Source organism: Chryseobacterium formosum (genome assembly GCF_026460885.1).
GTDB lineage: Bacteria > Bacteroidota > Bacteroidia > Flavobacteriales > Weeksellaceae > Chryseobacterium > Chryseobacterium formosus.
The window spans coordinates 158,775-185,295 of sequence record NZ_JAOVZW010000008.1 but is presented as its reverse complement, the minus strand read 5'-3'; the positions used below and the strand labels follow the sequence as shown (position 1 = coordinate 185,295).

Sequence of the window (26,521 nt, the reverse complement as noted above, 5' to 3'; positions counted from 1 at the left end):
AATTTCAATTCAAACAGATAAAATCAGCATTTAAAAGTATGAGTATTTGATTTATAACAAATAATAAAACATCAATACTAATAAACTACGACTTTTCTTTATGAATGTCTCAAAAAGCAAAGGTAAATATTATTATATTTCCAATGATAATTTTCTTTTAACATTTTTAACATTTAACTAAAATCTTTGTAAAACTATTTTGAAAATTTTACAATTAACTGGTTTTCAATTAAATAAAATTTTACCAAAATCATACATTTCTTTTACAATCTTTACAAAAATTTCGCACCTAATTTTACTTCAACAAAAAAATAATCTTATGAAAAAGTTCATTTTATTAGTTGCAGTATCAAGCACTTTAGTAATGTGCAAAAAAGGTGAAGCAGCAACATCTCAGTTAGAAAATGCTATAAATAGCACAGATAGTACAGTTTCAAATGTCGGTGAGGAAATTAATTCAATCAATGATGAAGCAAATGCTGTTTTTGATTCTGCCAATGTCAGAATTAAAGATTTTGAAAAAACAAAAAGTGAAGCAGTACAAAGAATGGAAACAACTTCCAAAAGTATAGATTCACTTTCAGAAAAAATTTCCAATATGAAGCTGGAATCAAAATTGGAAAAGAAAGATTCTCTGAAAAAAAATGCTGAAAAAATAGTGGTAAATGTTCCTGCTCCGAAAATTATTAAAGAAACTAAAATCATTTACAAAGACAAACCTAAAAATGAAGAGCCTGTTTCTAAAGATAGAATGTCGAAAAACGGAGTTTTAGAACTCAATGTAAACGATGCAGAAACGTCTAAAGAAACCGTAAAAGAATTGGTAAAAAAATATGACGGATTTGTAAAAAGTGAAAATATTTCCCTGAATAACGACGACCGAAAAATCGCTTACATTAAAGTAAAAGTTCCGATTCAGAAGTTTGATTATCTGATGGATGATTTAAGTTTTAATATCGGAAATATAGAAAATAAATCAATTGATGTGAACGGGCAAGATTTTGTAAACAATACGATGTGCGATCTAGAAATCACACTTTACGGAATTTCAGAAAATGCGTTGGTAAAAAGTGAGCCCGAAACTTTTGGTGGAAAATCTTTCGCTGCAGTTTCTTCAGGCTGGAACGTCATTACTTCTATTTTTCTATTTATTCTTCCGCTTTGGCCTTTGTTTGTAATTGCAGAAATCGGATATTATTTTTATAAAAAGAAAGCTCATAAACAGTCCGAAAATAATTCAAATTAATGATTCAATTACATTTTTAATTAAATTTTAAGGTAAGATTTTATTGAGCAATAGATTTTTCTACTAATTTTATCTGCTCATAATATTAATATTTGTGGTTTAGTGTAAAAGAAAAGGCTCTCAATTGAGAGCCTTTCTTGTTATTTCATATTCACTATTTTATCTACAACATATTTTGTGTTACCTCTCCAAGGAAGCGTTCCATTGTATTCCTTATAATGAAGATCAAAAGTTTTTCCACTATTGAGTTCCAATTGCTTGAAAACTTCGGGATCAGAAACAGAAAACTCAAACTCATAGCTTGTAATGGTTCCTGTTTTTCCTTTTCCAAAACCTTCCTGAATTAACTTGCCTTCATACGTTTTAAAAATATAACCTTTATTAATGGCATAATTTAAATAACCTGATTTTACACCTTCTCCGAAAACGAAGAAAAATTTATACCAGATAAAAACTCCAATCAGAAGTAAAACTACTCCAACGGTAATCCACAAAGGCTTTTTCATAAATAGTGTTTTGATTTTTTTTAAATTATTTTGAGATACTTCTCGAAATCACAATTTTTTGGATTTCAGAAGTTCCTTCATAAATCTGAGTGATTTTTGCATCTCTCATCATTCTTTCTACATGATATTCTTTTACGTATCCGTATCCACCGTGAATTTGTACAGCTTCAATCGTAGTATCCATTGCAACCTGAGAAGCGTATAATTTTGCCATTGCTCCACTTTCAGAAATATCTTTTCCAGCATCTTTTTCACAAGCAGCCTTGAAACAAAGCATTCTTGCAGCTGTAATCTGAGTTGCCATATCTGCCAATTTGAAAGCAATTGCTTGGTGATTGATAATTTCAGTTCTGAAAGCTTTTCTTGTCTTAGCATATTTCAAAGCCAATTCATAAGCTCCTGAAGCGATACCTAAAGCCTGAGAAGCGATACCGATTCTACCTCCATTTAAAACAGCCATTGCAAAATTGAATCCGAAACCGTCTTCGCCAATTCTGTTCTCTTTCGGCACTTTTACATTATTGAAAAGCAAAGAATGCGTATCACTTCCTCTGATTCCTAATTTATCTTCTTTAGTTCCGATTTCGAACCCTTCCCAACCTCTTTCAACAATAAAAGCGTTAATTCCTTTATGTTTTTTCTCAGGATTAGTTTGTGCAATTACGATATAGTAAGATGCAGTTCCACCATTTGTAATCCAGTTTTTAATACCATTTAATAAATAGTAATCTCCTTTATCTTCAGCGGTAGTTTGCTGAGAAGTTGCGTCAGAACCAGCTTCAGGCTCAGACAAAGCAAAAGCTCCGATTACTTTTCCGCTTGCAAGAGGTGTAAGATATTTTACTTTTTGTTCTTCAGAAGCAAATTTTTCAAGACCTGCACACACCAAAGAGTTGTTTACAGACATTACAACAGCTGCAGAAGCATCAATTTTCGCAATTTCTTCCATTGCTAAAACGTAAGAAACACTATCCATACCTGCACCGCCGTATTTTGGGTCAACCATCATTCCTAAAAGCCCCATTTCTCCCATTTTCTTTACTTGTTCAGTCGGGAATTTCTGATCACGGTCTCTTTCAATAACTTCAGGTAATAGTTCTGTTTGAGCAAAATCTCTCGCTGCCTGCTGAATCATCAGCTGTTCTTCTGATAAATTAAAGTCCATAAATTTTTCTATTATATGGAGGCTAATTTACACTTTTTGAGCAAATCTGAAAATAGATTCATTAATTAGGACTTAATCAAGGTTTCAAGGGCTTTTTTAAATATTCATTAGAAATAAACTTACTTTGAATTATTAAATATATTATGGCATACATTTTAGTAATTCTTAATCAATAAGAACTAATTCTCACAGTTAAAAAAAATCCTTATATTTAAAATCCTAACTATATATTTGAAAATTATGTCAATCAAAAGATTATTCGATATACCTCACTACGCTTTACAACATTTACCTAAAAGTGATATGTTTGTTACAAAATATCAGGGTGAGTGGCAAAAAACGTCTACCCAGGAATTTGTAAATCAAGGAAATAAGATCTCAAGAGGACTTTTAAAACTAGGTATAAAACCCGGTGATAAAATTGCTTTAATCACTACCAATTCCCGTACAGAATGGGCAATAATGGATCTTGGACTTTCACAGATTGGTGTAGTTTCGGTTCCGGTTTACCCAAGTATTTCACCTGAAGATTACGAGTTTATCTTTAATAATGCTGAAATTAAATACTGCTTTGTTTCTGATAAAGAACTTTTAACTAAAGTCATGAAGATTAAACATAACGTTTCAAGTCTTCAAGGCGTTTTTACATTTGATAATATTACAGGTGCTGCAAACTGGAAAGAAATTCTTGATTTGGGTGAAGATGATTCTACTCAGATTGAAGTTGAAGATCTTTCAAAATCGATTAATACAGAAGATTTAGCAACATTAATTTACACTTCAGGAACAACAGGAAAACCGAAAGGCGTTATGTTAACTCATGAAAATATTGTTTCGAATGTTCTAGGTTCAATTCCGAGAATTCCGAAGAAAAAAAGTTTAGATTATAAGGACACACGTGTTTTAAGCTTCTTACCAATCTGCCATATTTTTGAAAGAATGTTGTTTTATCTTTTTCAATACAATGGTTTTTCAATTTATTTCGCTGAAAGTATTGAAAAAATGGGTGAAAATGTGAAAGAAGTAAAACCTCATTATATGAGTGTTGTACCTCGTTTGGTTGAAAAAGTTTACGATAAAATTTATAATACCGGTTCTAACGCAGGTGGTTTCAAACAAAAAATATTTTTCTGGGCTTTGAATTTAATTCAGAAAAAGAAAGAAGTTTCAAAACCATCAGGTTTAATGGAAATTATTGCTGATAAATTGGTTTTCAAAAAATGGAGAGAAGGTTTGGGAGGTGAAATTATCACTTTGGTTTCCGGATCGGCGGCTTTGTCTACAAGATTAAATTTAATGTTCCAAAACGCAGGAATTCCTATTCTGGAAGGTTATGGCTTAACGGAAACTTCACCTGTAATTTCAGTAAACTCTTTCGGAAAAATGAAAGTGGGAACTGTAGGACATCCTTTGGATAATTTAACGGTAAAAATTCAACAAGACGGAGAAATTACCGTAAAAGGACCTTCTGTTTTTAAAAGTTATTTTAAAAATGAGGAACAGACTAAAGAAACCTTTACCGAAGACGGATTTTTCAAAACCGGAGACATCGGTCACATAGACAGCGAAGGTTTCCTACAGATTACCGACCGTAAAAAAGAAATGTTTAAGACTTCCGGAGGAAAATATATTGCCCCACAAACGATTGAAAATTTAGCCAAAGCTTCGAAGTTTATCGAACAAATTATGGTGGTAGGTGACGGTGAAAAAATGCCAACAGCTTTGGTTCAGCCTGATTTTGAATTTGCTAAAAGCTGGGCGATGAGAAATAATTTAAATATCGGAACAACTCCTGCTGAAATTGCTAAAAGCCCTGAGTTAAAAGATAGAATCGAAAAAGAAATTGACAACATCAACGAACATCTTGGAAATTGGGAAAAAATCAAGAAAATTGAATTGACACCTGAAGTTTGGGGAATTGAAGCCGGACTTTTAACGCCAACTTTAAAACTGAAAAGAAAAGCGATTAAAGAGAAATTTATTGATCTTTATAATAAGATGTACGAACATCATGATTAAATAATACGAAGCCGTTTCTTTTGGAACGGCTTTTTTTATCTTTTGAAGAATATTTTTAAATTTTGGTAATTTTAAACTAATATATTCATAGAACCACCCCGTCAAAAATTTCTTTGAAATTTTCGCCACTCCTTCAAAGGATCGGAATTTAAATTCAAATGGGTGGATTTATAAGATTGCTTCGTCACTATGCTTCTCGCAATGACTACAATCAAAAAAAATAAGACCGAAAAATTCCGGTCTTATTAATATTTTTAATAAAATGAGTAATTAAAATTTAATTACAGATTTCATTTTTTCATTTTCTTCCATTACCAATTCGTCATCAACAAGGATTTTCCCAGAATGCTCATCAATAATAATTTTCTTTCTCTGAGCAATCTCCATTTGCTTTTGTGGTGGAATTGTAAAGAATGATCCTTTTGGAGCACCTCTTTCAAGACCTACAACCGCTAAACCTGTAGAAGAACTTGTTCTGATTCTGTTGTAAGAAGCTAATAATCTTGCATCAATTTTAGAAGCAAATTCTTTAGATTTTTCGATTAAATATTCTTCTTCTTTTTGAGTTTCAGAAATTAAACCTTCCAATTCTTCTTTTTTGAATTTAAGGTGATTCTTCAAATCGTCGATTTTTGTAGTCAACTCATTCAAAGTTTCTTCTTTGTGAGCGATTTTAGCTCCAAATTCTTTGATTCTTTTTTCAGAAAGTTGAATTTCTAGTTCCTGATATTCCATCTCCTTTCCTAAAGCTTCAAATTCTTTATTGTTTCTTACGCTATCTTGTTGAGATTTGTATTTTTCAATCAATGTTTTTGCGTGGTTGATAACCTCGTTTTTTGTATTGATCTGGTCGTTCTGCTCTTTAATATCTGCATGAAATTTTTCAGCTCTTGTTTCAAGACCTTCAATCTCGATTTCCAGATCTTCAACTTCGATTGGCAATTCTCCTCTTGTGTTACGGATCTCGTCTAGTCTTGAATCTATGATCTGTAAATCATATAAAGCTCTTAATTTTTCTTCAACTGAAATTTCGGTTATATTCGCCATATCTTAAAGGAAATAATTTACTGGGTTTGTTTTTTCACTAGATTTTAAGATTGCAAATGTACTAATTTTTTGCGACAAAATTTCAAATAATTGTTGAGCAACCCATTGTTCTGATTCATAATGACCTACATCACAGATCAACATTTTAGATTCTGCCAGAAAATAATCGTGATATTTGAGATCTCCGGTGATATAAGCGTCACATTTTTTAGCTAAAGCAGATTTTATTCCGCTTGCTCCTGAACCGCCTAAAACCCCTACTCTTTTGATTTTTTTATTGGTGAAATCTGAATGTTTAATGATTTCGATTTTAAATTTATCTTTAATAATTCTCAAAAAATCTTTTTCATCCATTTCTTCTTCAAATTCACCATACATTCCCAAACCTGAATATTGATTTTCATTGTCTAAAGAATAAATCTGATGTGCTACTTCTTCATAAGGATGCACTTCTTTCATCGCAGCAATAATCTGATTTTGCTTAAATGATTCAAAAATTACAGAAATCATGCTTTCTTCGGCATTTTCTCTCACATTTTGTTGTCCTGAAAAAGGATTTGAGCCTTCAATCGGTCTGAAAGTTCCATTTCCTTCGATTTTAAAACTACATTCATCATAAAAACCAATATTTCCGGCTCCGGCTGAGAAAAGAGCTTCTTTTAACTGTTCAGCATATTCTTTCGGAACATACACCGTAAGTTGTTTTAAATTATTTTTTTTGGGCTGAAGTATTTTTTGATTTTTTAAACCTAACTGGTCACAAATTCCAGCATTGACTCCAAAATAATCATTATCAAAAGCAGTGTGAATGGCATAAATCGCCACTTTATTTTCGATAGCTTTTAAAACCGCTCTTTCAACATAATTTTTCCCGGTAAGAGATTTTAAACCTGAAAAAATAATCGGATGAAAACAAACCACCAGATTACAGTTTCGAGTAATTGCTTCGTCGATAACGTTTTCTAAAGCATCATGACAAAATAAAACTCCGCTTACGTTACGATCTTGAACTCCACATAAAAGTCCGACGTTATCAAAATCTTCAGCTTGAGGCATCGCAATCTGATTTTCTATGATAGAAATTACTTCTTTTATTGTCATTTTATTCTGTAAGTTTGTTACGAAATTAGTTATAATTTTACTAAAAATAAAAACACTCATGGAAAGAGAGCACAATCTTGTTCCCGGAGATAAACTCTGGAAAAGATTTTTGTACCGAATCATTTACCGCTCAGATACCAAACTCGGAAAACTGTTTGACGTTATCCTTCTATCACTCATTTTGGTAAGTACTTTTATTATTATGATGGAAAGTGTCCCAAAGCTTGATAAAAAATTTCACGTTTATTTTATTATTTCCGAATGGGTTATTTCAGTTTTTTTCACAGCGGAATATTGGTCTAGAATTGCAGTTTTAAAAAACAAAAAGCATTACATTTTCAGTTTTTTTGGAATAATTGATTTTCTTTCATTGGTTCCTTTTTATCTAAGTTTCTTTTTTCCTGTGACTAAATATTTTTTGATCTTCAGAATGTTGAGAATGCTGAGAGTTTTCAGGGTTTTCAACCTTTTAGACTTTATGAATGACGGAACTGTGATTGTAAGAGCTTTAAAGAATAGTTCAAGAAAGATTTATATTTTCCTTTTGTTTTTAATAATATTCTCGGTAATCGTTGGTTCTTTAATGTTTATGGTAGAAGGCGGAAGACCTGGCTTTGAAACGATTCCGCAATCAATTTACTGGGCTGTAGTTACAGTAACGACGGTCGGATATGGAGATGTTTCTCCTATAACTCCAATGGGAAAATTTTTTGCGGTTATTTTAATGTTGGCGGGTTATTCAATTATTGCTGTTCCTACAGGAATTGTAACTGCTGAAATGAGAAACAAAAGACAGAATCTAGAATTGATCTGTGATCGTTGCGGAAATGAAGATATTGACGATGATGCACGGTATTGTAAACAGTGTGGCAAGAAATTAGCTTAGTAGATTCTATACAAATTGATCTATTAACCAAAATCGACAAAATCATGGAACCACAAAAGAAAAATAGACCCAACAGCTTAGTATTGATATTATTTGGGTTGGTGATATTAATGATTATTATTTATTTTATTCTCGTCATGTTCTTCCCTACAGTTTTTGACCTTATGAATACAGGAGAAATAAAACCAGTACCTTTAGATAAATAAAGTTCTTTGTACATAAAAATCAGACTTTCCAAAAATGGGGAGTCTTTTTTAATGAAAATAAAAAAAGAGACTAATCAATTGATTAGTCTCTTAAAAAAGAAATTTAAAATAAATTATTTTTTAATTGCTTTAATCGTTTGCTTAGAACCATCTTTCATATTAAGAACAACTAAATACATTCCTGAATTTAATTCTCTTAATTGAAGTGCAGCTTCTGGCTTATCAAAAGTTTTAAGTAATTTACCCGAAACATCCATCACGTAGATAGATTTCACATTTGAAACATTTGAAATATTCAAGACATCAGCAAATGGGTTTGGATAAGCTTTAATATCATTTTTAGCTTTAACAGCTTCTGATGTTGATAAACTTGCGTCGTAAGCTGCAATTTGGAAAGTACCATTATTTGACGAACTATAATTCCAAACACCGATCAATAATGTTGAACCAGGTGTCTGACCACTTAATGTAACTAATGAGAAATTACCGTCTGTAGAACTATCATCATCACATCCTACTGAAACTAAAGCACCGCAAGTACCAGAATAAACCCCTAAAACAGTATCAGTTACAGGAGAACCATTAACACCTCTTGTTTCAATAGAAATATTTCCACTTGCAGGAACTACCACAGAATACCAAGTATCTGCATATCTTGTTGTTTGACAAGCAGTCGTTGCAGTTGTATCAGATGTTAGTGTAGCACCAATTGTAGTTCCGGTAGCCGCATTTTGGGCAAAGCCTCCACCTGGTGTAAGTGCTATTGCTCCAGAACAATTATCATTTGCTGGTGGTAAAGCTAATGTTGTAAATGAAGTCATAGAAGTCCAAACAGATTGGCTAGATCCACAATTAGCTCTTACCCATACATAGTATGTTGTTGCTGGAGTAAGAGGAGTTAAAGGAGTACTTGTTGTAGTAACACTTAGCGTAGGTGTTGTTGTAGCTGTAGGTACAGTATTAGTTGTACTATAATAAACCTGATAACCACTTGCTGGGGCTGTTGCAGGAGCAGTCCAAGCTACAGAAGCACTATTAGTAGTAATACTTGAAATAACAACTGCTGTTGGCTCTGTACATAATGGCGTAACATCTATATTAATATCATCTACATACAATTGGTTCATATCAAGTGCAGAATAAGCTTGAAAACCGAAATAATAAACACCACTTACTGTTGGAGTAAAATCTTTAAAATCATAAGTAGCAACTCCATTTGTAATAATATTAGGATAATCTACCAATGTATTTGTCATTGCAGCACTTGCTGCAGAAGTACCATAAGCAACTTTCATTTTTTCTGCATATTGCGTTGTACCTGCGGCATTCGCATATTTATATTTAATTCTATAGCTTGTACCCGCTATAAGATTTATACCTCTAGTAAAAAACCATGTGTTTGCCGGATTAGTTGTATTATAAGAGTAATTAAGTACATTTCCCGTAAAACCTGTTGGAGCCGATACTGTTTTCCATACATTTCCTGTTCCATTATTGACAACAGTTGTACAACTTGGTAACGCTGGAGTTGTAACACCGTCAAAGTCTAAAGTATATGAAACATCAGCTGAAGTACAAGGTGTTGTAAAGGTATATACAGGCGACCACAAACTTTTATCTGTAGTAGTACAGTTTGATCTCACCCATACATAATATTGAGTATTTGCAGCAAGACCAGACAATGCTCTTGTAGTTCCCGTAATCGCTGTATAAGTAGGAGTAGTTGTCGATGTAGGAGCAGTTGCACTAGTACTATAGTAAAGTTCATATCCACTCGCAGGAGCCGTAGTAGGAGCCGTCCACGAAATATTTGCTGAACCAGTTGTTATACTTCCTGCTGTTACGGCACTCGGTGTTAAGCATGAAGGTGCCGCACCTTGAGAAATTGCCACATTATCAAAATAATAATAATTATCTGCTGAAGAATTTGATATTACATTAAACCTAACATACAAACTTCCCGATCCTGGATTGAACGTAATTGTTTTTGTTGAGCACGTATTAGCAACAACATGATTAGTTGCATCTATAGTATATGCAGTTGTCCAAGGACCTGTTGCAGCAGAAGCGTATTCTACTTTTATCATTCCTATAGTACCAATTGCAGCTCCAGTAGTACTGGCAAAATAATCAGTTATTTTATAATCAAACGCCATTGTAATTAAACCTTGATTATTTCCTGTCAAACTGGGAGAAGTAAATTGACCCGATGTTCCGTAATACTGTTCACTACGAATAGTTCCTCCAGCAGTACCACAAATTTGCGAAGCTGTTGTATTTCGTGAAAACGATCCTCCATCAGATGCGGAAGTCCAGCTATTTAACCCTGTAGCAGTCCAGTCTTGTGTATAAGAGACTTGAGCCATGAGTAAAGTGCCAAGAAATAATTGACACATTAATAAAACTTTTTTCATACTTATTAATTAAAATTAGAAAATAAATTTAATACTTTTTAACAAAAATATAATAACATTTTAGCTAAATATTTGTTTAAAAATTATTTAAACCATCCAAACACAATAAAACACATAATGAATTATTGAAATTATACAATAAAATACCTTTTATAAAATGTTAAACACTTAATAATTTAAAACATATTAATAATTATAATAGTTTATTAAAACATTTATTAATTTCATGATTTTAAAAAAAACTTCATTATACGATTACTATATATCAAAAAAATAGCGACCAATTGGTCGCTATCTTATAAATCAAATTTTAAAGATTATTTTTTAATTACTTTAATAGTTTGCTTAGAACCATCTTTCATGTTAAGAATAACTAAATACATTCCTGAATTTAATTCTCTTAATTGAAGTGCAGTTTCAGGCTTATCAAAAGTTTTAACTAATTTACCAGAGATATCCATCAAAGAGATAGATTTCACATTTGAAACATCTGAAATATTCAAGACATCAACAAATGGGTTTGGATAAGCTTTGATTCCTTTTTTATTAGAAACCATTTCATTCGTTCCAAGTGAAGCTGCTATTTCTGCATAAGATAGAAAACCTGTATAATTAGCAGCTCCTAATGCAGTGGTAGATTGTGTAGTGTTTGGTGTACCTGCAGCATAAGTACCTGTAGTACCAAATAAACTATCATATATTCCGCTTGCAGTTGGTGCAATTACTGGGAAATTAGCATTTGTAACTGCACTCTCTCCTAATCTTACATTAATTGTTGAGAAAGTACCTGAAACTAATGGTGCTTCCCATCTTTTTGACGATAGATTTTGGATAGTAGCAGTTGATGCAGTTCCAGAGTTGGTATCAAACGTTTCTGCCTTCATATTAGCAACTGAAGTAGTAACCGGAGCTAACCAAACTGGTGCATAAGCAGTTTTACCAACAGGATAATGAATATAGGTTGAAGCTGTATTTGCATTAGCAATAGTTCTAGCAAATGGTCCAACAATATATGCTGTACTTGATCCACCTGATAAAGTTCCAGCAGCTGTTGCGGTACCTAATGTTAATAAATTGGTAGAAGTTGTATTTACTTTACCGGCTGTAAGTGTTAATGTTCCGCTTACTGATAATGGTAAGTTTAATGTAACCCCTGTTGCGTTTGTATTATTAACCAATAAGCTATTTAATTGAGCTGTAGGGTTTGTTGTTAAATTTGCATAAGTACCAGTTCCTCCAATTGTTTGAGGATTTGTTACTGCTGAATCCGTAATAGCAGTACTTGAAGTATAAGTACCATTGCTTAATGATAAGATTGCAGTATTTACGAAAGTAGCTCCCGCATTTACAAAAATATTTCCTACAACATTATATTGCGTTCCGTTAAATCTTAGTTCACCAGCTGTTACCGTCAAATCTCCACCTATGATTGCTTTATAATTTTGTGTTACAAACCTATTTGTTCCTGCAGGTGCATTAATGATATAGTTTCCTGTTTTTAAAGCACCAGTACTTGGCCAAAAATAAATATTAAACCCAGAAGTAGAACCACCTGCATCAGTAGAAACACCATCACCTATTTGTAATGTATGCGCTGTTGTTGCTGTAATATTATTTGCATTACTTGATAGGTAGGTTACAAAAGCATAATCAGATGTTGATGTGCTTACACATGGATCAACAATGATTATTTTACCTCCTGTCAAAGAAACTGTTCCTGTGGAATAGGCAGTTGCTGAAGTACCAATAGCAAATATAGATGTTCCAGTAGCAACACTACCTGTAGTCAAACCTGCATTATTTCCATCGACAGAAATTGTTCCTCCTGATTGATTGAAATTACTACCTGTTGCAAAAGCTACGTTTCCATTAACATTAAGATTTCCTCCACCAACTGTTACAGTTCCTCCAGAAATCACTGATAATGTACTATTATTTAGTGTACAGCCTACTGTTAAATCTCCCGAGGCAACTGTTAAAGTACCTCCGGAATTAACCGTTACATTTTTAGACCCATTTCCTGCATTGTTTACTGTTACCGTAGTACCAGCTGCAATTTGTACCAAATCTGTACATGTAGGCACTGTTCCCTTGTTCCAAGTAGAAGCAGCATTCCAATTACCATTTGCAACAGAAGCAAAAGGAATATCCGAAGCACTAATACCTAAATAATAAGTATCAGCTAAATTAACCAATGGTACAACCGTTCTTTGTGCATTTACATAAGTTGTTCCTGTTTGGTGTGTACCCAAAGCTGGAGCTGATGCCAAAGTTATCCTGCTGTTTCCAGTAGCAGCAGCATAAATATCCTGTCCGCTTATTGCCATACTATAAGTAGGCGTTCCTGTAATTCCTGATTGAGAAACAACCCAATTAGATTTAGCTTGTGTATCTACAGTATAAGTTCCGTCTACAATATTTACAGTATTAGTTCCTGCCATATCGTTGTATTTTACTGCAATTTTTCCACCAGTTGTAGCAGCTGCTGTCTGATTCAAATATAAATTACGTGCGACAAAAGCAGAAGATGTACCTGCAGTAAAAGGATAAACACCAGTTCCTGTTCCAGAAGGAGTAGAACTCGCCGTAATAGTTGCCCCACCTGTTGTTGTTGGCCACCATCTTGCAAATGTACTTCCTGTGCTAAATCCACCTGCAGCATAAGATAAAGTACCGTTAGAAGTAGCTGAAGTTCCTAAAATAAGTGTATTAACACCTGTGTTTACAAATCCTGTTGTCAAAGTTAATGTCCCAGACACAGTTCCTGTATTTGCTCCATTTAACAGAGAATTTGCATTCGCAAATGTTACTCCTGTTGAAGAACTATTATTAATTGTTACTGAAGTAAAATTTGCAGTAGAACTTGCTGTAACAATATTATTTCTAAACACACCAGTTCCTGAAATAGCCTGAGATGTAGTAGAAGCTGTAGCAGTTGAATTTTTGAAATTTTGGAAACTCAAAGTGGAAGCAGTATGTGTAAATGTACCGTTATTGGTAAAGTTACCCGCAATACTTACTCCAGATGTAGGTATTCTAAATTCTCCATTTGCATTAATCGTTAATGTATTAATACCAATCGTGGAAGCATTTGATACATATCTATTTGTACCTGAAGCTCCGTCTATTATTACATTTTCAAAATATATTTTGCTTCCTGCATTGTTCCAAATAAATCCTCCCACAGCTGTAGCAGTTGCAGTAGTTCCACCTGCATCAGTAGAAGATCCGTCACCAAACTTCAAAGTCCAGCCTACAGTATTATCAATAGCGGTTCCTCCAGTATAGGAGAATGCGTATGAAGTAGTACTATTAGCTGCGTGTGGATCTACCACAGTCATAGTTCCACCACTAAGTGTTACGTTTCCAGTAGCTATATTTACTATGCTTGTACCCGAAGCTACACTTGTTGCTACAGCTCCTGCATCATTTCCATCCACATTTATATTTCCGCCTATTTGAGCAAAAGTAGAACTCGAAGCATTATTAATATTACCGTTTACTAAGAAATTTCCTCCAGATATCGATAAAGTACCATTATTATTAACGTAATTATTTTTGTTAACACAACCCACAGTAATAGATCCTCCTGTTACAGATAAATTACCCCCTGCATTAATAATAATATTATTAGGTGTTGCTGTAGTTGAAGCATTTACAGTTACCGTATGACCCGATAAGATAGCTGCATTTGCACAACTTGGCACTACACCTCCTACCCATGTGCTTGTACTTTGCCAAGGACCTGATTGTGCAGATTCTATTGGCATTTCTGCCGCAATAGCTCCCAATGTATAAGTAGCTGCAACATTGGCTGCCGGAACACTTATTCTCTCTCCCATTGGTTGATTAGTACCTGCCTGCGCCGTACCAACTAATGCTCCATTATTCAAAACAATAACATTAGCGGAAGTTGACGAATATGTACCTTGCCCTTGAATTGCTAAAGTATGTGTTGTAGACGAATCATAGCCAGCCAAAGCCGTAACTACCCAATTAGCATTAGTCTGTCTATCGTAAGTCAAAGAGCCTTCTGTTATTGGTGTAATTGCAGAAGTTCCTGTCGCTCCGTTAAATTTAACGGCCAACTGACCTGCCGTAGCTAATAATGCGGTAGCTCTGTGAAAATGATTAGCAGAAAGTCCGGTTGTAGGATTTCCCATTACAAAAGGATAAGTACCTGCACCTGCTGTAGGAATAGTTGATGCAGCTATTGTAGTTCCCAATCCTGCCGTTCCATACCATCTACTAAATGTAGAACCTGAACTAAAACCACCTGCTGTATAACTTAAAGTTCCTACAGTTGTACCAGAAACTCCAAGTATAAAAGTATTAGAACCTATATTTACAACACCATTTGTAAAAGTTAAGGTTCCTGAAACAGTACCTGTATTAGTTCCACTTAATAACGAGTTGGCATTTGCAAAAGTAACACCACCTGCACTTGAATTATTAACAGTTACACTCGCGAAATTAGCTGTAGAAGTTGTTGCTGAGTTTCTAAAAACACCCGTCCCTGATACGGTTTGAGCAACCGTATTAGCAACACTTGATGTACCTGAAGGCATTGCAAATGTTACTGTGGAACTCGCTGTGTGAACCCCATTATTTACTAAGTTACCTCCAACAATTAACCCTACTGAATTTTGATCCAATTCTCCAGCCGTAATCGTTAAGTTCCCTTTTACACCATTAGTATATGTATATTCTTTTACAATTCTATTAGTACCTGAAGGGTTGTTTATTTCAACATTACCAAAATTTAGTTTTCCAGAACCGACATAATTATATAAATAAAATCCTATTGCATTTCCTCCTGCGTCCGCTGAAACACCATTTCCAAATTTTAAACTATGACTTAAAGAAACTTCTGAAGAGACAGATGAATTATAGTAAATCGAGTAATGTGAAGATGAGGTTGAAGCAGGTGGATCTACTAAAACCAAAGTACCTCCTGTCCAATTTACTCCATTTGATGAAGTAATATTTAATGTATATTGACTACTTGTAGTACTTGTTGCCGTAGCCCCAGCATTATTTGGATCAATAGTTATTGTACCTCCACTTTGGTTAAAATTACCAGATGAGTGATTTAAATATCCATTGATTATGACATTACCACCAGAAACAGTAAATGTTCCTCCACTCACAGTAAGATTTGAATTATTTGCATTTGCAATACTTACTGTAAGAGTATTTGCTGCAACAGTTAAACTTCCTGAATTAATAGTAAGTTGTCTTACGGAGGCGCTACTAGGAAGCGTCATCGCAGAAGCATTTTGTATAACAAAATTGTCTGCATTACTAATACTTGTTGGGGACATACCTGTACCATCGGTAGCGGTACCCCAACTACTCACAGCTGTAAAATCTGTGGCAGAAGCTTTCGAATAGTACGTGGTTTGTGCTGACATTGTAGCAAAACCGCCGACCAACGAGAGCCAAAGATAAGTTTTTTTCATACTCAGTTAAATTAAAATTAGAGGGCTAAATTAATAAATATTAACATTCAAAATCAAAAAAAATGTTAATATTTTGAAAACATACTAATAATGAAGTTAAAATAATGACATATTATTAAACAAACATTTAATTATTTTTGAGTTAGAGAACAACTAAATACAATCAAATATCAGAATATCAATCAATTACATAATTTAAAATTATTTCTATTTAACAATAAATTTTAAGCTCGCAATTTCAGCTATTGTGAAAATTTCAAGAATAAAAAAACGCAACCAATAATTGGATTGCGTTTTTATAATATTTCAAGATATTTTAAAAAAAAATTAATTCAAATAAAATTCATATTTATTAAGCAGTTGTATATTTTTAATCAAGTCTCCATTCAAACTGACAGAATGCTTCATTGATTGAACTTCAATATGAGTATCGTCATCAATATTTTTTATATAAAATTTAAATTTCTGACTTCCTTGATTTTGATCTATAATATTTCTGAAAAAACTTAAATCTTCTGGTCGAAAATCCATCACATCCATTATTAATGAAATACTTTTAGCAAATTTCTCGAACGCCTCCTGAAGTTCAATAACATCAACAACATTCACAAAAACTCTCCCATCTTTCACCTGAGCAAATTTTATTTTTAAAATCACAAAACGCTGCACTTCAAGCTTATCCTTTAATTTCATATAATCTCGGTCGCCTAATCTGAAAGAATAAGAACCAGAATAGTCTTCCAAAGTTAAAAAAGCAACCTTTTCACCACTTCGGAAACCGTCTCTTACCACATATTCTGTGATTAAACCCGCAACAGTATATTCTTTTCCCCCGCCGCCGTTTTCTCTTTCCTTTTGAAGCGTTTTCCAGTCTTTTTTCTTTTCTTCAAACAGTTCTTCTTGTTTATTAGCAAAAGCCTGCTCTTTATAAGCATCAACCTCATCAAGATTTAAAAATCCAAAAACACCCTTCGGCTCAGCTTTTTTAGTAACTTCCTCTATAATTTCTTCCTCTTCACCTGCAACAATGTCATCAGAAACGATTTCAATTAAATCTGCAACATCATCTACAGAATCTTTTTCCAAAATCGGAACTTCATCAGTAATCACTTTTGCCTCTTCGTCTTTTTCTAAAACTGCTTTTTTAGACAAACTTCCCTGCATAAACTGATATTGAAATTTAAACTCATCCAGTGGATGCGCAGAAAGATAGAATCCAATGGTTTCCTTTTCCTTATTCAACATATGCATATTTGGCCATTCTGGACAAGGCGCAAGTTTAGGCTGCTCAATCTGAACTTCTTCTGCAAAATCAGCAAAAAGAGAATGTTCCATTTCATTTTTACTTTCCTGAAAACTCTGTCCGTAACGAATTAATCTTTCCAAATTCGTTCTTCCTGCCATATCAATATCGAAATACTGACCTCTGTGAAAAGAATCCAATTCATCAAAAGCTCCTGCAACAACCAAACTTTCCGCCACTCTTTTGTTCATTTGAGAAGGCAAAATTCTTTCGAAGAAATCGTAGATATTTTTAAACCTTCCATTGGTTCTTTCTTTGGTAATTCCTTCACTCGGACCTTCACCAATCCCTTTGATAGCACCCAATCCAAAACGAATTTGTCCTTTTTCATTTACCGAGAATTTATATTGAGATTCATTTACATCTGGTCCTAAAACATCTACCCCCATACTTTTACAATCTTCCATAAACATGGTAATCGACTCGGTATTGTTAATGTTGTTACTCATCACACTCGCCATATATTCTGCGGGATAATTAGCTTTTAAATAAGCAGTTTGATAAGCAATTAAAGCATAACAAGTAGAGTGAGATTTATTAAATGCATACTCTGCAAAGGCTTTCCAGTCGTTCCAAATTTTTTCTAATCTTTCCTCATTAAGATTATTCTTTCTTCCACCTTCAATGAACTTTGGATACATTTTATTCAGAACTTCAATCTGTTTTTTACCCATCGCTTTTCTCAATGTATCGGCTTCACCTTTCGTAAAGTTGGCTAATTTTTGAGACAAAAGCATTACCTGCTCCTGATACACGGTAATTCCGTAGGTTTCTTTTAAATATTCTTCAGTTTCATCTAAATCGTAAACAATTTCCTCAATTCCATGTTTTCTATTAATAAAGTTTGGAATATATTTAATCGGACCAGGTCTGTAAAGCGCATTCATTGCAATCAAATCAGCAAAAACTGTCGGCTTCAATTCACGCATATACTTTTGCATTCCTGGACTTTCATACTGGAAAATCCCGACCGTTCTTCCTTCTTTAAATAGCTGATACGTTTTAACATCATCCAAAGGAATTACATCCGGGTCAATATCAATTCCATGCCTTGCTTTAACTATTTTTAAAGCATCTTTAATAATGGTCAAAGTTCTAAGACCCAAGAAGTCCATTTTCAAAAGACCCGCACTTTCCGCAACCGAGTTATCAAACTGAGACACCAAAATATCCGCATCTTTCGCAGCAATCGTCACTGGAATAATATTACTTACATCTTCTGGTGTAATAATTACCCCACAAGCGTGAATTCCAGTATTTCGGATACAACCTTCCATCTTTTTCGCACTCGATAGAACATCGTGACGAGCATCATCGGGTGTATTCAGAACATACTTCATCTCATCGACAAGCATCTGTTCTTCAGGTTTCAGCTTATCATATTTTGATAACGCTTTCGCAATATTCATTCCCGGACTTGGAGGAATCAGTTTTGTAATATTAATAGTATCCGGAATTGATAAATCCAAAACCCTTCCGGCATCTTTAATCGCAGACTTTCCACCTAAAACCGAATACGTAATAATTTGCGCAACTTGGTTTTTACCATATTTTTCGACTACCCATTTGATGATTTTATCTCTACCTTCATCATCAAAATCGATATCAATATCGGGCATCGAAACCCTTTCAGGATTCAAAAATCTCTCAAATAGTAGATCGTATTTAATCGGGTCAACATTGGTAATTCCGGTACAGTACGCAACGGCAGAACCTGCTGCAGAACCACGACCGGGACCAACCCAAACGCCCATTTTTCGGGCTTCGTTACAAAAATCCTGTACAATCAAAAAGTAACCTGGATAACCTGTGTTGGCAACTACTTCAAGTTCAAAATCAAGGCGTTCTTTAATTGCTGGAGTAATTCCTGTTTCGGCATATCTTTTTCTAGCGCCTTCATAAGTTAAGTGAGTCAAATATGCCATTTCACCACGTTTTCCACCATCAACCTCATCTTCTGCGTGAATAAATTCTTCAGGAATATCAAATTTCGGAAGAAGTACGTCTCTTTTTAAAGTATAAGGACTGAATTTTGCGGTAAATTCTTCGTAAGCATCAAAAGCATCTGGGTAATTTAGAAATGCTTCCTTGATTTCGTGTGCATTTTTAATATAATATTCTCCCGCAGCCAAACCTCTTCTCTTTCCAAATCCTTTTCCCACAGGGGTCGACAACTTTTCACCGTCTTTAATACAGCTTACAATATCTTGAATATTAGAATCGTCTTTATCGGTGTAATAAGTTTGGTTTTGAGCTAAAATTTTGACATTATATTTGTCTGCAAAATGTAGTAAAACATCATTTAAATGCTCCTCTTCAGGAAGTTTATGGTTTTGAATCTGAACATAAAAATCGTCTTCAAAAGTATCTTTCCACCATCTGAAAAGTTCCTCACCTTTCTGTTCACCGGTATTTAAAATCGCATCAGGAATATCTCCGTTAATTCCTGAAGTCAATGCGATTAATCCTTCTTTATATTCAGCAATCACTTCACGGCTGATCCTTGGAACTCCGAAATAGAATCCTTTCAGGAAACCAATACTTGAAAGTTTGGCTAAATTTTTATAACCATTAAAATCTTTCGCAAGCAAAACAACCTGCGTTCTTCTGTCCGGATCGTCTTTGGTAAACTGCTTTTGTTCGTAACGGTCTGAAATATAAAATTCACAACCTACAACGGGAATCAAAGGTTCTGAAACAGGTTCATTTTCATTAAATTCTGTACCGTTTTCTTCAGCTTCCTGCTTTTTTGCTAAATATTCTTTATGTTTTTTTGCTCGGTCACCATTTGCACCCTCAACTGCAGAAACAAATTTAAAAGCACCCATCATATTTCCCAAATCAACCATTCCTACGGCAGGAAAATTTTCATCTGAGGCTTTTTTAATTAGATCATTAATGCTTGAAGTCGCCGTCAACGTTGAAAAAACACTTTTGTTATCAAAGTTGAAATATCTTCCTAAATCAATATCATCGATACTTCCGACATCAGACTGCTTTTTCTTATTGTTGAAATCTGCAACCTGCCTTCTGATAATAATATTGAATGGCTTAATCGGATTTGGATGAAGCGTTTTAAAATATGCCAACTGATCTTCCGAAGTTTTCAAAACCTCAGCCGGAATTATCCCGATACGCATCATTTCGAAGAAAACTTGAGCCGTTGCATTTACATCGGCTGCAGCGTTGTGCGCCTCATCGAACTTATGACCGTATAGTTTTTCGTATAATTCTTCTAGTTTCGGAGACTTGAATCTCCCTCCTCTTCCACCGGCAAGCTGACAATAATCTGTTCCCAAAATCATCGTATCGGCTTTGGGTTTTTCCTGAAGATTGTCCTTTATATTTTTTCGATAAAACTCGGCTCCGACAATGTTGTAATCAAACTCAACATTGTGACCGGAAACAACTCTTACTCTTTCTAAAACTTTAGCAAATTCATTTAAAATTTCTTCAAGATCACGACCTTCTTCATTCGCAATCTTCGTCGTAATCCCGTGAATTCTTGCGGCGTTAAAGGGAATATCATAACCTTCAGGTTTGATGATATAATCCTGATTTTCTAATAAAGTTCCGTCATCATCATGCAACTGCCACGCAATCTGAACCATTCTTGGCCAGTTGTCTGAATCTGAAAGCGGTGCGTTGAAATTCTTTGGTAAACCCGTGGTTTCTGTGTCAAAAACTAAATACATGTAACTTTTTCGAGTTTTTAGATTAAAAAAGAATGTAAAGTTAGGCTATTTTTTTATGTTTTGAAATCTGTTTTCTGTTAAATTTAGACCAAAACCAAACGACATTTTGGAGGTTTAAAAATTGTTTAAAAATTACCAATCCAATCTTATCAATTTAAAAATCAACACGATAATTCGGTAAACTAACAATTGTTCGGATTTCTAATTTTATGTATATTTGCTTTCTATGGAAAATACACTTCACGAAAAAGTTTCTCAGGACATTTTATTAAAGGCTTATAACCACATGATGCTTGCCAAAGCGATGGCAGATATTTACGAAGAAAACAGAAATGTTTGTAAATATGTTCATAGCACATCACGTGGTCATGAGGCGATTCAGTTGGCAACGGCTTATCAGTTAAAGAAAGAAGACTGGGTTTCTCCTTATTACAGAGACGAAAGCATTCTTTTGGGAATTGGTTTTGAGCCTTATCAATTGATGTTGCAATTATTAGCAAAAGCTGATGATCCTTTTTCAGGAGGAAGATCGTATTATTCTCACCCATCGAGCAGAGATGAGGACAAACCAAAAATTATCCATCAAAGTTCAGCTACAGGAATGCAGACTATTCCAACAGCTGGAGTTGCTCAAGGAATCAAATACATTGAAGATTTTAATTTACAGCAGTTTGAAAACAATCCGGTTGTAATTTGTAGTCTTGGAGACAATTCTGTAACGGAAGGTGAAGTGAGTGAAGCACTTCAGTTTTCGGCATTGCACCAATTACCTATAATTTTCTTAGTTCAGGATAACGAATGGGGAATTTCTGTAACAAAAGAGGAAGCAAGAACCGTAGATGCATATGATTTTGTAGCAGGTTTTGAAGGTTTAGGCAGAATGAGAGTCGACGGAACCGATTTCGTGGAAAGTTTTGAAGCGATGAAGAAAGCTGTTGATTTTGTTCGAACTGAAAGAAAACCTTTGGTTGTTTGTGCTAAAACCGTTTTAATTGGTCATCATACTTCTGGAGTCAGAAGAGAATTTTACAGAGATGAGGAAGATTTAACCAAACACAGAGCAAAAGATCCGGGAAATATTCTTAGAAATCATTTGCTTGAATCTGGTGTAGACGAAGAATTATTAAAACAAATTACAAAGAAGGCAAGATTAGAAGCGGAAGAAGCATTCGAAAGAGCTCAAAAAGCGGAAGATCCAAAGCCTGAAACAGTAATGCAACATATTTTTGCACCTACTCCAATTACGGAAGAAGTAGGAACCCGCGAACCAGAAGGTGGAGAAAAAATTGTAATGGTAGACGCTGCGATTCATGCGATTCAGGAATTGATGTGGAAGCATCCGGAAGCTTTGTTGTACGGACAGGATGTTGGTGAAAGAATTGGTGGAGTTTTCCGTGAAACGGTGACTTTAGGGAAGAAATTTGGCAGCAAAAGAGTTTTCAATACGGCGATTCAGGAAGCGTACATTATTGGTTCTACAACGGGAATGAGTGCAGTTGGTTTAAAACCAATCGTTGAAGTTCAGTTTGCAGATTATATTTATCCGGGAATCAATCAGTTGATTACTGAGATTTCAAAATCGAGTTATTTAAGTCAGGGAAAATTTCCTGTAAGCAATATTATCCGTGTTCCGATTGGAGCTTACGGCGGCGGCGGACCTTACCACAGCGGAAGCGTTGAAAGTATTTTAGCCAATATTAAAGGAATTAAAATCGCTTATCCAAGTAACGCTGCAGATTTTAAAGGTTTATTAAAAGCAGCTTACTACGACCCGAATCCGGTTGTTATGTTGGAACATAAAGGTTTATACTGGAGCAAAGTTCCGGGAACTGAAGATGCAAAAACGATTGAACCGGCAGAAGATTACATTTTACCTTTCGGAAAAGGAAAAATCGTTATTGAAGCTGATGAAAATGAAATTAAAAAAGGAAACACTGTTGTCGTAATCACTTACGGAATGGGCGTTTACTGGGCAAAAGAAGCAGTGAAAAACTTTGGTGGTAAAGTGGAAGTAATCGATTTAAGAACCATCATTCCTTTGGATGAAGAATTGGTTTTTGAAAGAGTAAAAGCACACGGAAAATGTATTGTTTTAACAGAGGAACAACTTAATAATTCTTTCGCAGAAGCTTTTGCACACAGAATTTCAAAGAATTGCTTTAAATATCTTGACGCTCCGGTAGAAACTATGGGATCTTTGGATACTCCTGCAGTTCCTATTAATTTAGTTTTGGAAAAAGAAATGCTTCCAAATGCGGAAAAATTAGCAGCAAAAATCGAAGAAATGCTTAAGTATTAATTCAGACAAAAAATAAATAAGACCTCTAAAAAAATTTTAGAGGTTTTTTTGTACACTTTTTGCTAACTTGGTTCTACAAATTTTATTTTTAAAATGATCACGACCAAATACGTCAATTACAAACAGGTACTCAACTTATCCGGATTTCATCTTATTTTAATTACTTTTTGGTGTACATTGATTGCAGTTCTTTTCCATATTTTTCATTGGGATTGGATGATTATTCCATGGGTTCCGGTAGCGTTGATTGGTACTGCAGAAGCTTTTTTGGTTGGTTTTAAAAACAATCAAGCTTACGATAGACTTTGGGAAGCAAGAAAAATCTGGGGCGGAATCGTTAACTCCAGCAGAATGCTTGGTTCAATGGTGTATTCTTTCGATACCGCAAATGAAAATGTAGGAGAATTTGACTTTGAAGAAAGACGCAAAAGGATTGTTTTCCGTCATATAGCGTGGTTGTATCAATTCCGTGACCAGCTTTTGATTCCTGCAGAATGGGAACATATTAAAGTGGAAGAAGAACATTTTAAAAATATCGATCATAAGCGTAACAGGTTAATCAAAGCGGGGTTTCCTGATTATGGCAGAACTCCGATTTTCCTTAATAAATATTTATCGGAAGAAGAGGTAGAATTACAATCTCACTATAAAAATTTCGCGACTTATCTTATTGCTCAACAGTCAAAAGATGTGAATGAACTGAAAAATATGAATGCGATTTCAGAGTTTAATCAAATTCAGTTACAGGATTGTCTGAATGAATTTTATACTTTGCAGGGACAAGCTGAAAGAATCAAGAAATTTCCTTTACCGCGACAGTTTGCGAGCACTGCTTTTGTGTTTAATATCATCTTTATTATGTTGCTTCCCCTTGGATTGGTGAGTGAATTTGCAAAATTGGGAGACTGGGGAATCTGGGCTTCAATTCCGTTTTGTATTACAATTGGCTGGATTTATATCATTATGGAATTGGTGGGTGATTATTCTGAAAACCCTTTTGAAGGTTTAATGTTTGATATTCCGATGCTTTCGATTTGTAGGGCAATTGAAATCGATCTTTTACAAATGGTAGGAGAAACCGATTTACCGGACACAATTACATCTAAAAATGGAGTTTTAGTATAATTTTCTTACTTTGAATCACTTGCAGCCCGACTTGAGCGGAAATCCTTTTTTGGCGATTGAGCTTGTCGAAATCGCCAAAAAAGATTGGGAGCGGAAGGCGGAAAAAGCTGCCCAAAACTAACACAGTAGTTCGACGGAATTAAATAAATATAAAATCATAAAATAATCTCAGTAGTATGTTTCACTTCAGAAATCGTGAAAGAGCTGTGTGTACTCGCAATATGTTGCAGAGTGGTCAACTTGGTGACCATAAAATTCCTGTAATCATCCATGTCTTTTAAGCAGATTTTTAAAATATAATCGTAATCACCACTTACGTGGAAACATTCTGTGACTTCTTTTAAATTTAAAACCTCTTTTTCGAACTGCATCAGATATTCTTTTTTGTGCTGAATGAGTTTTACATGACATAAAATAAGAAACTTTTTGTCAATTTTTGTTTTATCAACCAACGCAACATATTTTGAAATTACACCCGAGTTTTCGAGCTTTTTTATGCGTTCATAAACTGCCGTTACTGAAAGTCCGAGCTTGTAAGACAGTTCTTTGGTGGTTTGTTTACAGTCTTCCTGTAGATATTGAAGTAGTTTTTTGTCGGTTTCGTCAAATTGCATAGAAAATATTTTAGCAAAATTTAGCTTAAAGCAAATATACCCAACTTTTATTCTATTAAAATTAATTTAAATAGTTTTATTTTCTAAATAATTAAATTATAGTTGTAACAAATATCAGAAAGATTCATTTTTAAAACAAAAAAAATATGAATCGATTCAACGCGGCAAATGAGATACAGGATTTACAGTATTTTGGAGAATTCGGAGGAGTAAACCCTTCGATTTCGGACAGCTCCACTTATACTTTTCTTTCAGCAAAAACAATGTTTGATACGTTTGAAGGCAATGCAGAAGGTTGTTATCTGTACTCAAGACATTCGTCGCCGATGAATCTTTATCTTTCCGAAGCTTTGGCAAAAATGGAAAATACCGAAGCTGCAAATGTTACCGCTTCCGGAATGGGTGCAATCACTTCTGTTTTAATGCAGGTTTGCAAATCGGGAGATCATATTATTTCAAGCAGAACCATTTACGGTGGAACGTATGCTTTCCTGAAAAATTTTCTTCCGCCATTTCAAATTGAAACTTCTTTTGTAGATATCAATAATTTTGAATCTATCGAAAATGCAATTAACGAAAACACAAAAATTATATATTGTGAAAGTGTGAGCAATCCACTTTTGGAAGTTGCAGACCTTAGAAAACTTTCTGAAATCTGTAAAAAACACAATTTAAAACTGATTGTAGACAATACTTTTTCTCCGCTTTCTATATCGCCGACTCTTTTGGGAGCAGATATTATCATTCATAGTTTAACTAAATTTATTAATGGCAGCAGTGATACAGTGGGCGGAGTTTATTGTGGAAGTCAAGAATTCATCAACGACACCAAAAACGTCAATAACGGAGCTTGTATGCTTCTTGGTCCTACAATGGACAGTTTCCGTTCGGCAAGCATTCTTAAAAATTTAAGAACGCTTCACATTAGAATGAAACAGCACAGTTACAATGCAATGTTTCTTGCTCAAAGATTTGAGGAAGACGGTTTAAAAGTTTCTTATCCCGGTTTAAAATCTCATAAAAATCATGATTTAATGAAAAGTATGATGCATGAGGAATACGGATTTGGCGGATTATTAACTTTAGATGCAGGAACCACTGATAAAGCCAACGAATTGATGGAAATGATGCAGCAGGAAAACCTGGGTTATTTAGCCGTAAGTTTAGGCTTTTACAAAACATTATTCTCATGCTCAGGAAGCTCAACCTCATCGGAAATTCCTGAAGAAGAACGTGAAGCCATGGGAATTTCAGACGGATTAATAAGATTCTCAATCGGTCTTGATCACGATATCGAACGAACATACGAAAAGATGAAAGAATGCATGCTCAAAACAGGCGTTCTAAACCATGAAACCATTTCATCCATATTCTAATTATTGTTATAAAAGCTGTTGAATTTCGACAGCTTTTATTATTTTTTGTTTTAACCG

14 protein-coding genes are annotated in these 26,521 nt (G+C 34.3%); 6 read left to right on the top strand and 8 right to left on the bottom strand.

Going from position 1 to position 26,521, the window contains the following annotated elements; genetic code table 11:
- The first annotated feature begins 319 nt into the window (after positions 1-319).
- Positions 320-1,246 (top strand): DUF4349 domain-containing protein, encoded by a 927-nt coding sequence (locus tag OF897_RS07175; protein WP_267265011.1) that lies wholly within the window; start codon positions 320-322, stop codon positions 1,244-1,246.
- A 140-nt stretch (positions 1,247-1,386) separates the two neighbouring features.
- Here OF897_RS07175 and OF897_RS07170 read toward each other — a convergent pair whose 3' ends face one another.
- Both OF897_RS07170 and OF897_RS07165 read right to left on the bottom strand, forming a co-directional pair.
- Positions 1,387-1,752 carry a hypothetical protein gene (locus tag OF897_RS07170; RefSeq protein WP_267265010.1) on the bottom strand — a complete coding sequence of 122 codons (366 nt, stop codon included), beginning with the start codon at positions 1,750-1,752 and terminating at the stop codon, positions 1,387-1,389.
- A 25-nt stretch (positions 1,753-1,777) separates the two neighbouring features.
- On the bottom strand, positions 1,778-2,917 hold the full coding sequence (locus OF897_RS07165) for an acyl-CoA dehydrogenase family protein (protein WP_267265009.1): 1,140 nt from the start codon (positions 2,915-2,917) through the stop codon (positions 1,778-1,780).
- A 240-nt stretch (positions 2,918-3,157) separates the two neighbouring features.
- Here OF897_RS07165 and OF897_RS07160 point away from each other — a divergent pair, with 240 nt between their 5' ends.
- Entirely contained in the window at positions 3,158-4,936 is a 1,779-nt protein-coding gene (locus tag OF897_RS07160; protein ID WP_267265008.1) for an AMP-dependent synthetase/ligase, read from the top strand.
- A gap of 270 nt (positions 4,937-5,206) precedes the next feature.
- On the opposite strand, the gene OF897_RS07155 is transcribed toward OF897_RS07160, so the two are convergent.
- A complete protein-coding gene (locus OF897_RS07155; RefSeq protein WP_267265007.1) occupies positions 5,207-5,983 on the bottom strand; it encodes a zinc ribbon domain-containing protein in 777 nt (258 codons plus the stop codon).
- Between the two features lie 3 nt (positions 5,984-5,986).
- Positions 5,987-7,084, bottom strand: a complete 1,098-nt coding sequence (locus tag OF897_RS07150) for a Nif3-like dinuclear metal center hexameric protein (RefSeq protein ID WP_267265006.1) — start codon at positions 7,082-7,084, stop codon at positions 5,987-5,989.
- 58 nt (positions 7,085-7,142) lie between these two features.
- Between OF897_RS07150 and OF897_RS07145 the strand changes: the two genes are divergently transcribed.
- Complete coding sequence (locus tag OF897_RS07145) at positions 7,143-7,970, top strand: ion transporter (RefSeq protein WP_267265005.1); 828 nt, start codon at positions 7,143-7,145, stop codon at positions 7,968-7,970.
- Between the two features lie 319 nt (positions 7,971-8,289).
- Here OF897_RS07145 and OF897_RS07140 read toward each other — a convergent pair whose 3' ends face one another.
- From OF897_RS07140 to dnaE, 3 genes are all read right to left on the bottom strand, one after another.
- Entirely contained in the window at positions 8,290-10,590 is a 2,301-nt protein-coding gene (locus OF897_RS07140) for a fibronectin type III domain-containing protein (RefSeq protein WP_267265004.1), read from the bottom strand.
- A 317-nt stretch (positions 10,591-10,907) separates the two neighbouring features.
- Positions 10,908-16,052, bottom strand: a complete 5,145-nt coding sequence (locus tag OF897_RS07135; protein ID WP_267265003.1) for a T9SS type A sorting domain-containing protein — start codon at positions 16,050-16,052, stop codon at positions 10,908-10,910.
- 327 nt (positions 16,053-16,379) lie between these two features.
- Positions 16,380-21,050 (bottom strand): DNA polymerase III subunit alpha, encoded by a 4,671-nt coding sequence (gene dnaE, locus OF897_RS07130; protein WP_267265002.1) that lies wholly within the window; start codon positions 21,048-21,050, stop codon positions 16,380-16,382.
- A gap of 226 nt (positions 21,051-21,276) precedes the next feature.
- Here dnaE and OF897_RS07125 point away from each other — a divergent pair, with 226 nt between their 5' ends.
- Positions 21,277-23,349 (top strand): alpha-ketoacid dehydrogenase subunit alpha/beta, encoded by a 2,073-nt coding sequence (locus tag OF897_RS07125; RefSeq protein ID WP_267265001.1) that lies wholly within the window; start codon positions 21,277-21,279, stop codon positions 23,347-23,349.
- A gap of 93 nt (positions 23,350-23,442) precedes the next feature.
- A complete protein-coding gene (locus OF897_RS07120) occupies positions 23,443-24,474 on the top strand; it encodes a bestrophin family protein (protein ID WP_267265000.1) in 1,032 nt (343 codons plus the stop codon).
- A 155-nt stretch (positions 24,475-24,629) separates the two neighbouring features.
- Here the strand turns inward: OF897_RS07120 and OF897_RS07115 are convergent, their stop codons facing one another.
- The gene (locus OF897_RS07115) at positions 24,630-25,088 is read right to left on the bottom strand and encodes an Lrp/AsnC family transcriptional regulator (RefSeq protein WP_267264999.1); all 459 of its coding nucleotides are present in this window, start codon (positions 25,086-25,088) and stop codon (positions 24,630-24,632) included.
- 146 nt (positions 25,089-25,234) lie between these two features.
- Here OF897_RS07115 and OF897_RS07110 point away from each other — a divergent pair, with 146 nt between their 5' ends.
- A complete protein-coding gene (locus OF897_RS07110) occupies positions 25,235-26,464 on the top strand; it encodes an aminotransferase class I/II-fold pyridoxal phosphate-dependent enzyme (RefSeq protein WP_267264998.1) in 1,230 nt (409 codons plus the stop codon).
- Positions 26,465-26,521 lie beyond the last annotated feature (57 nt).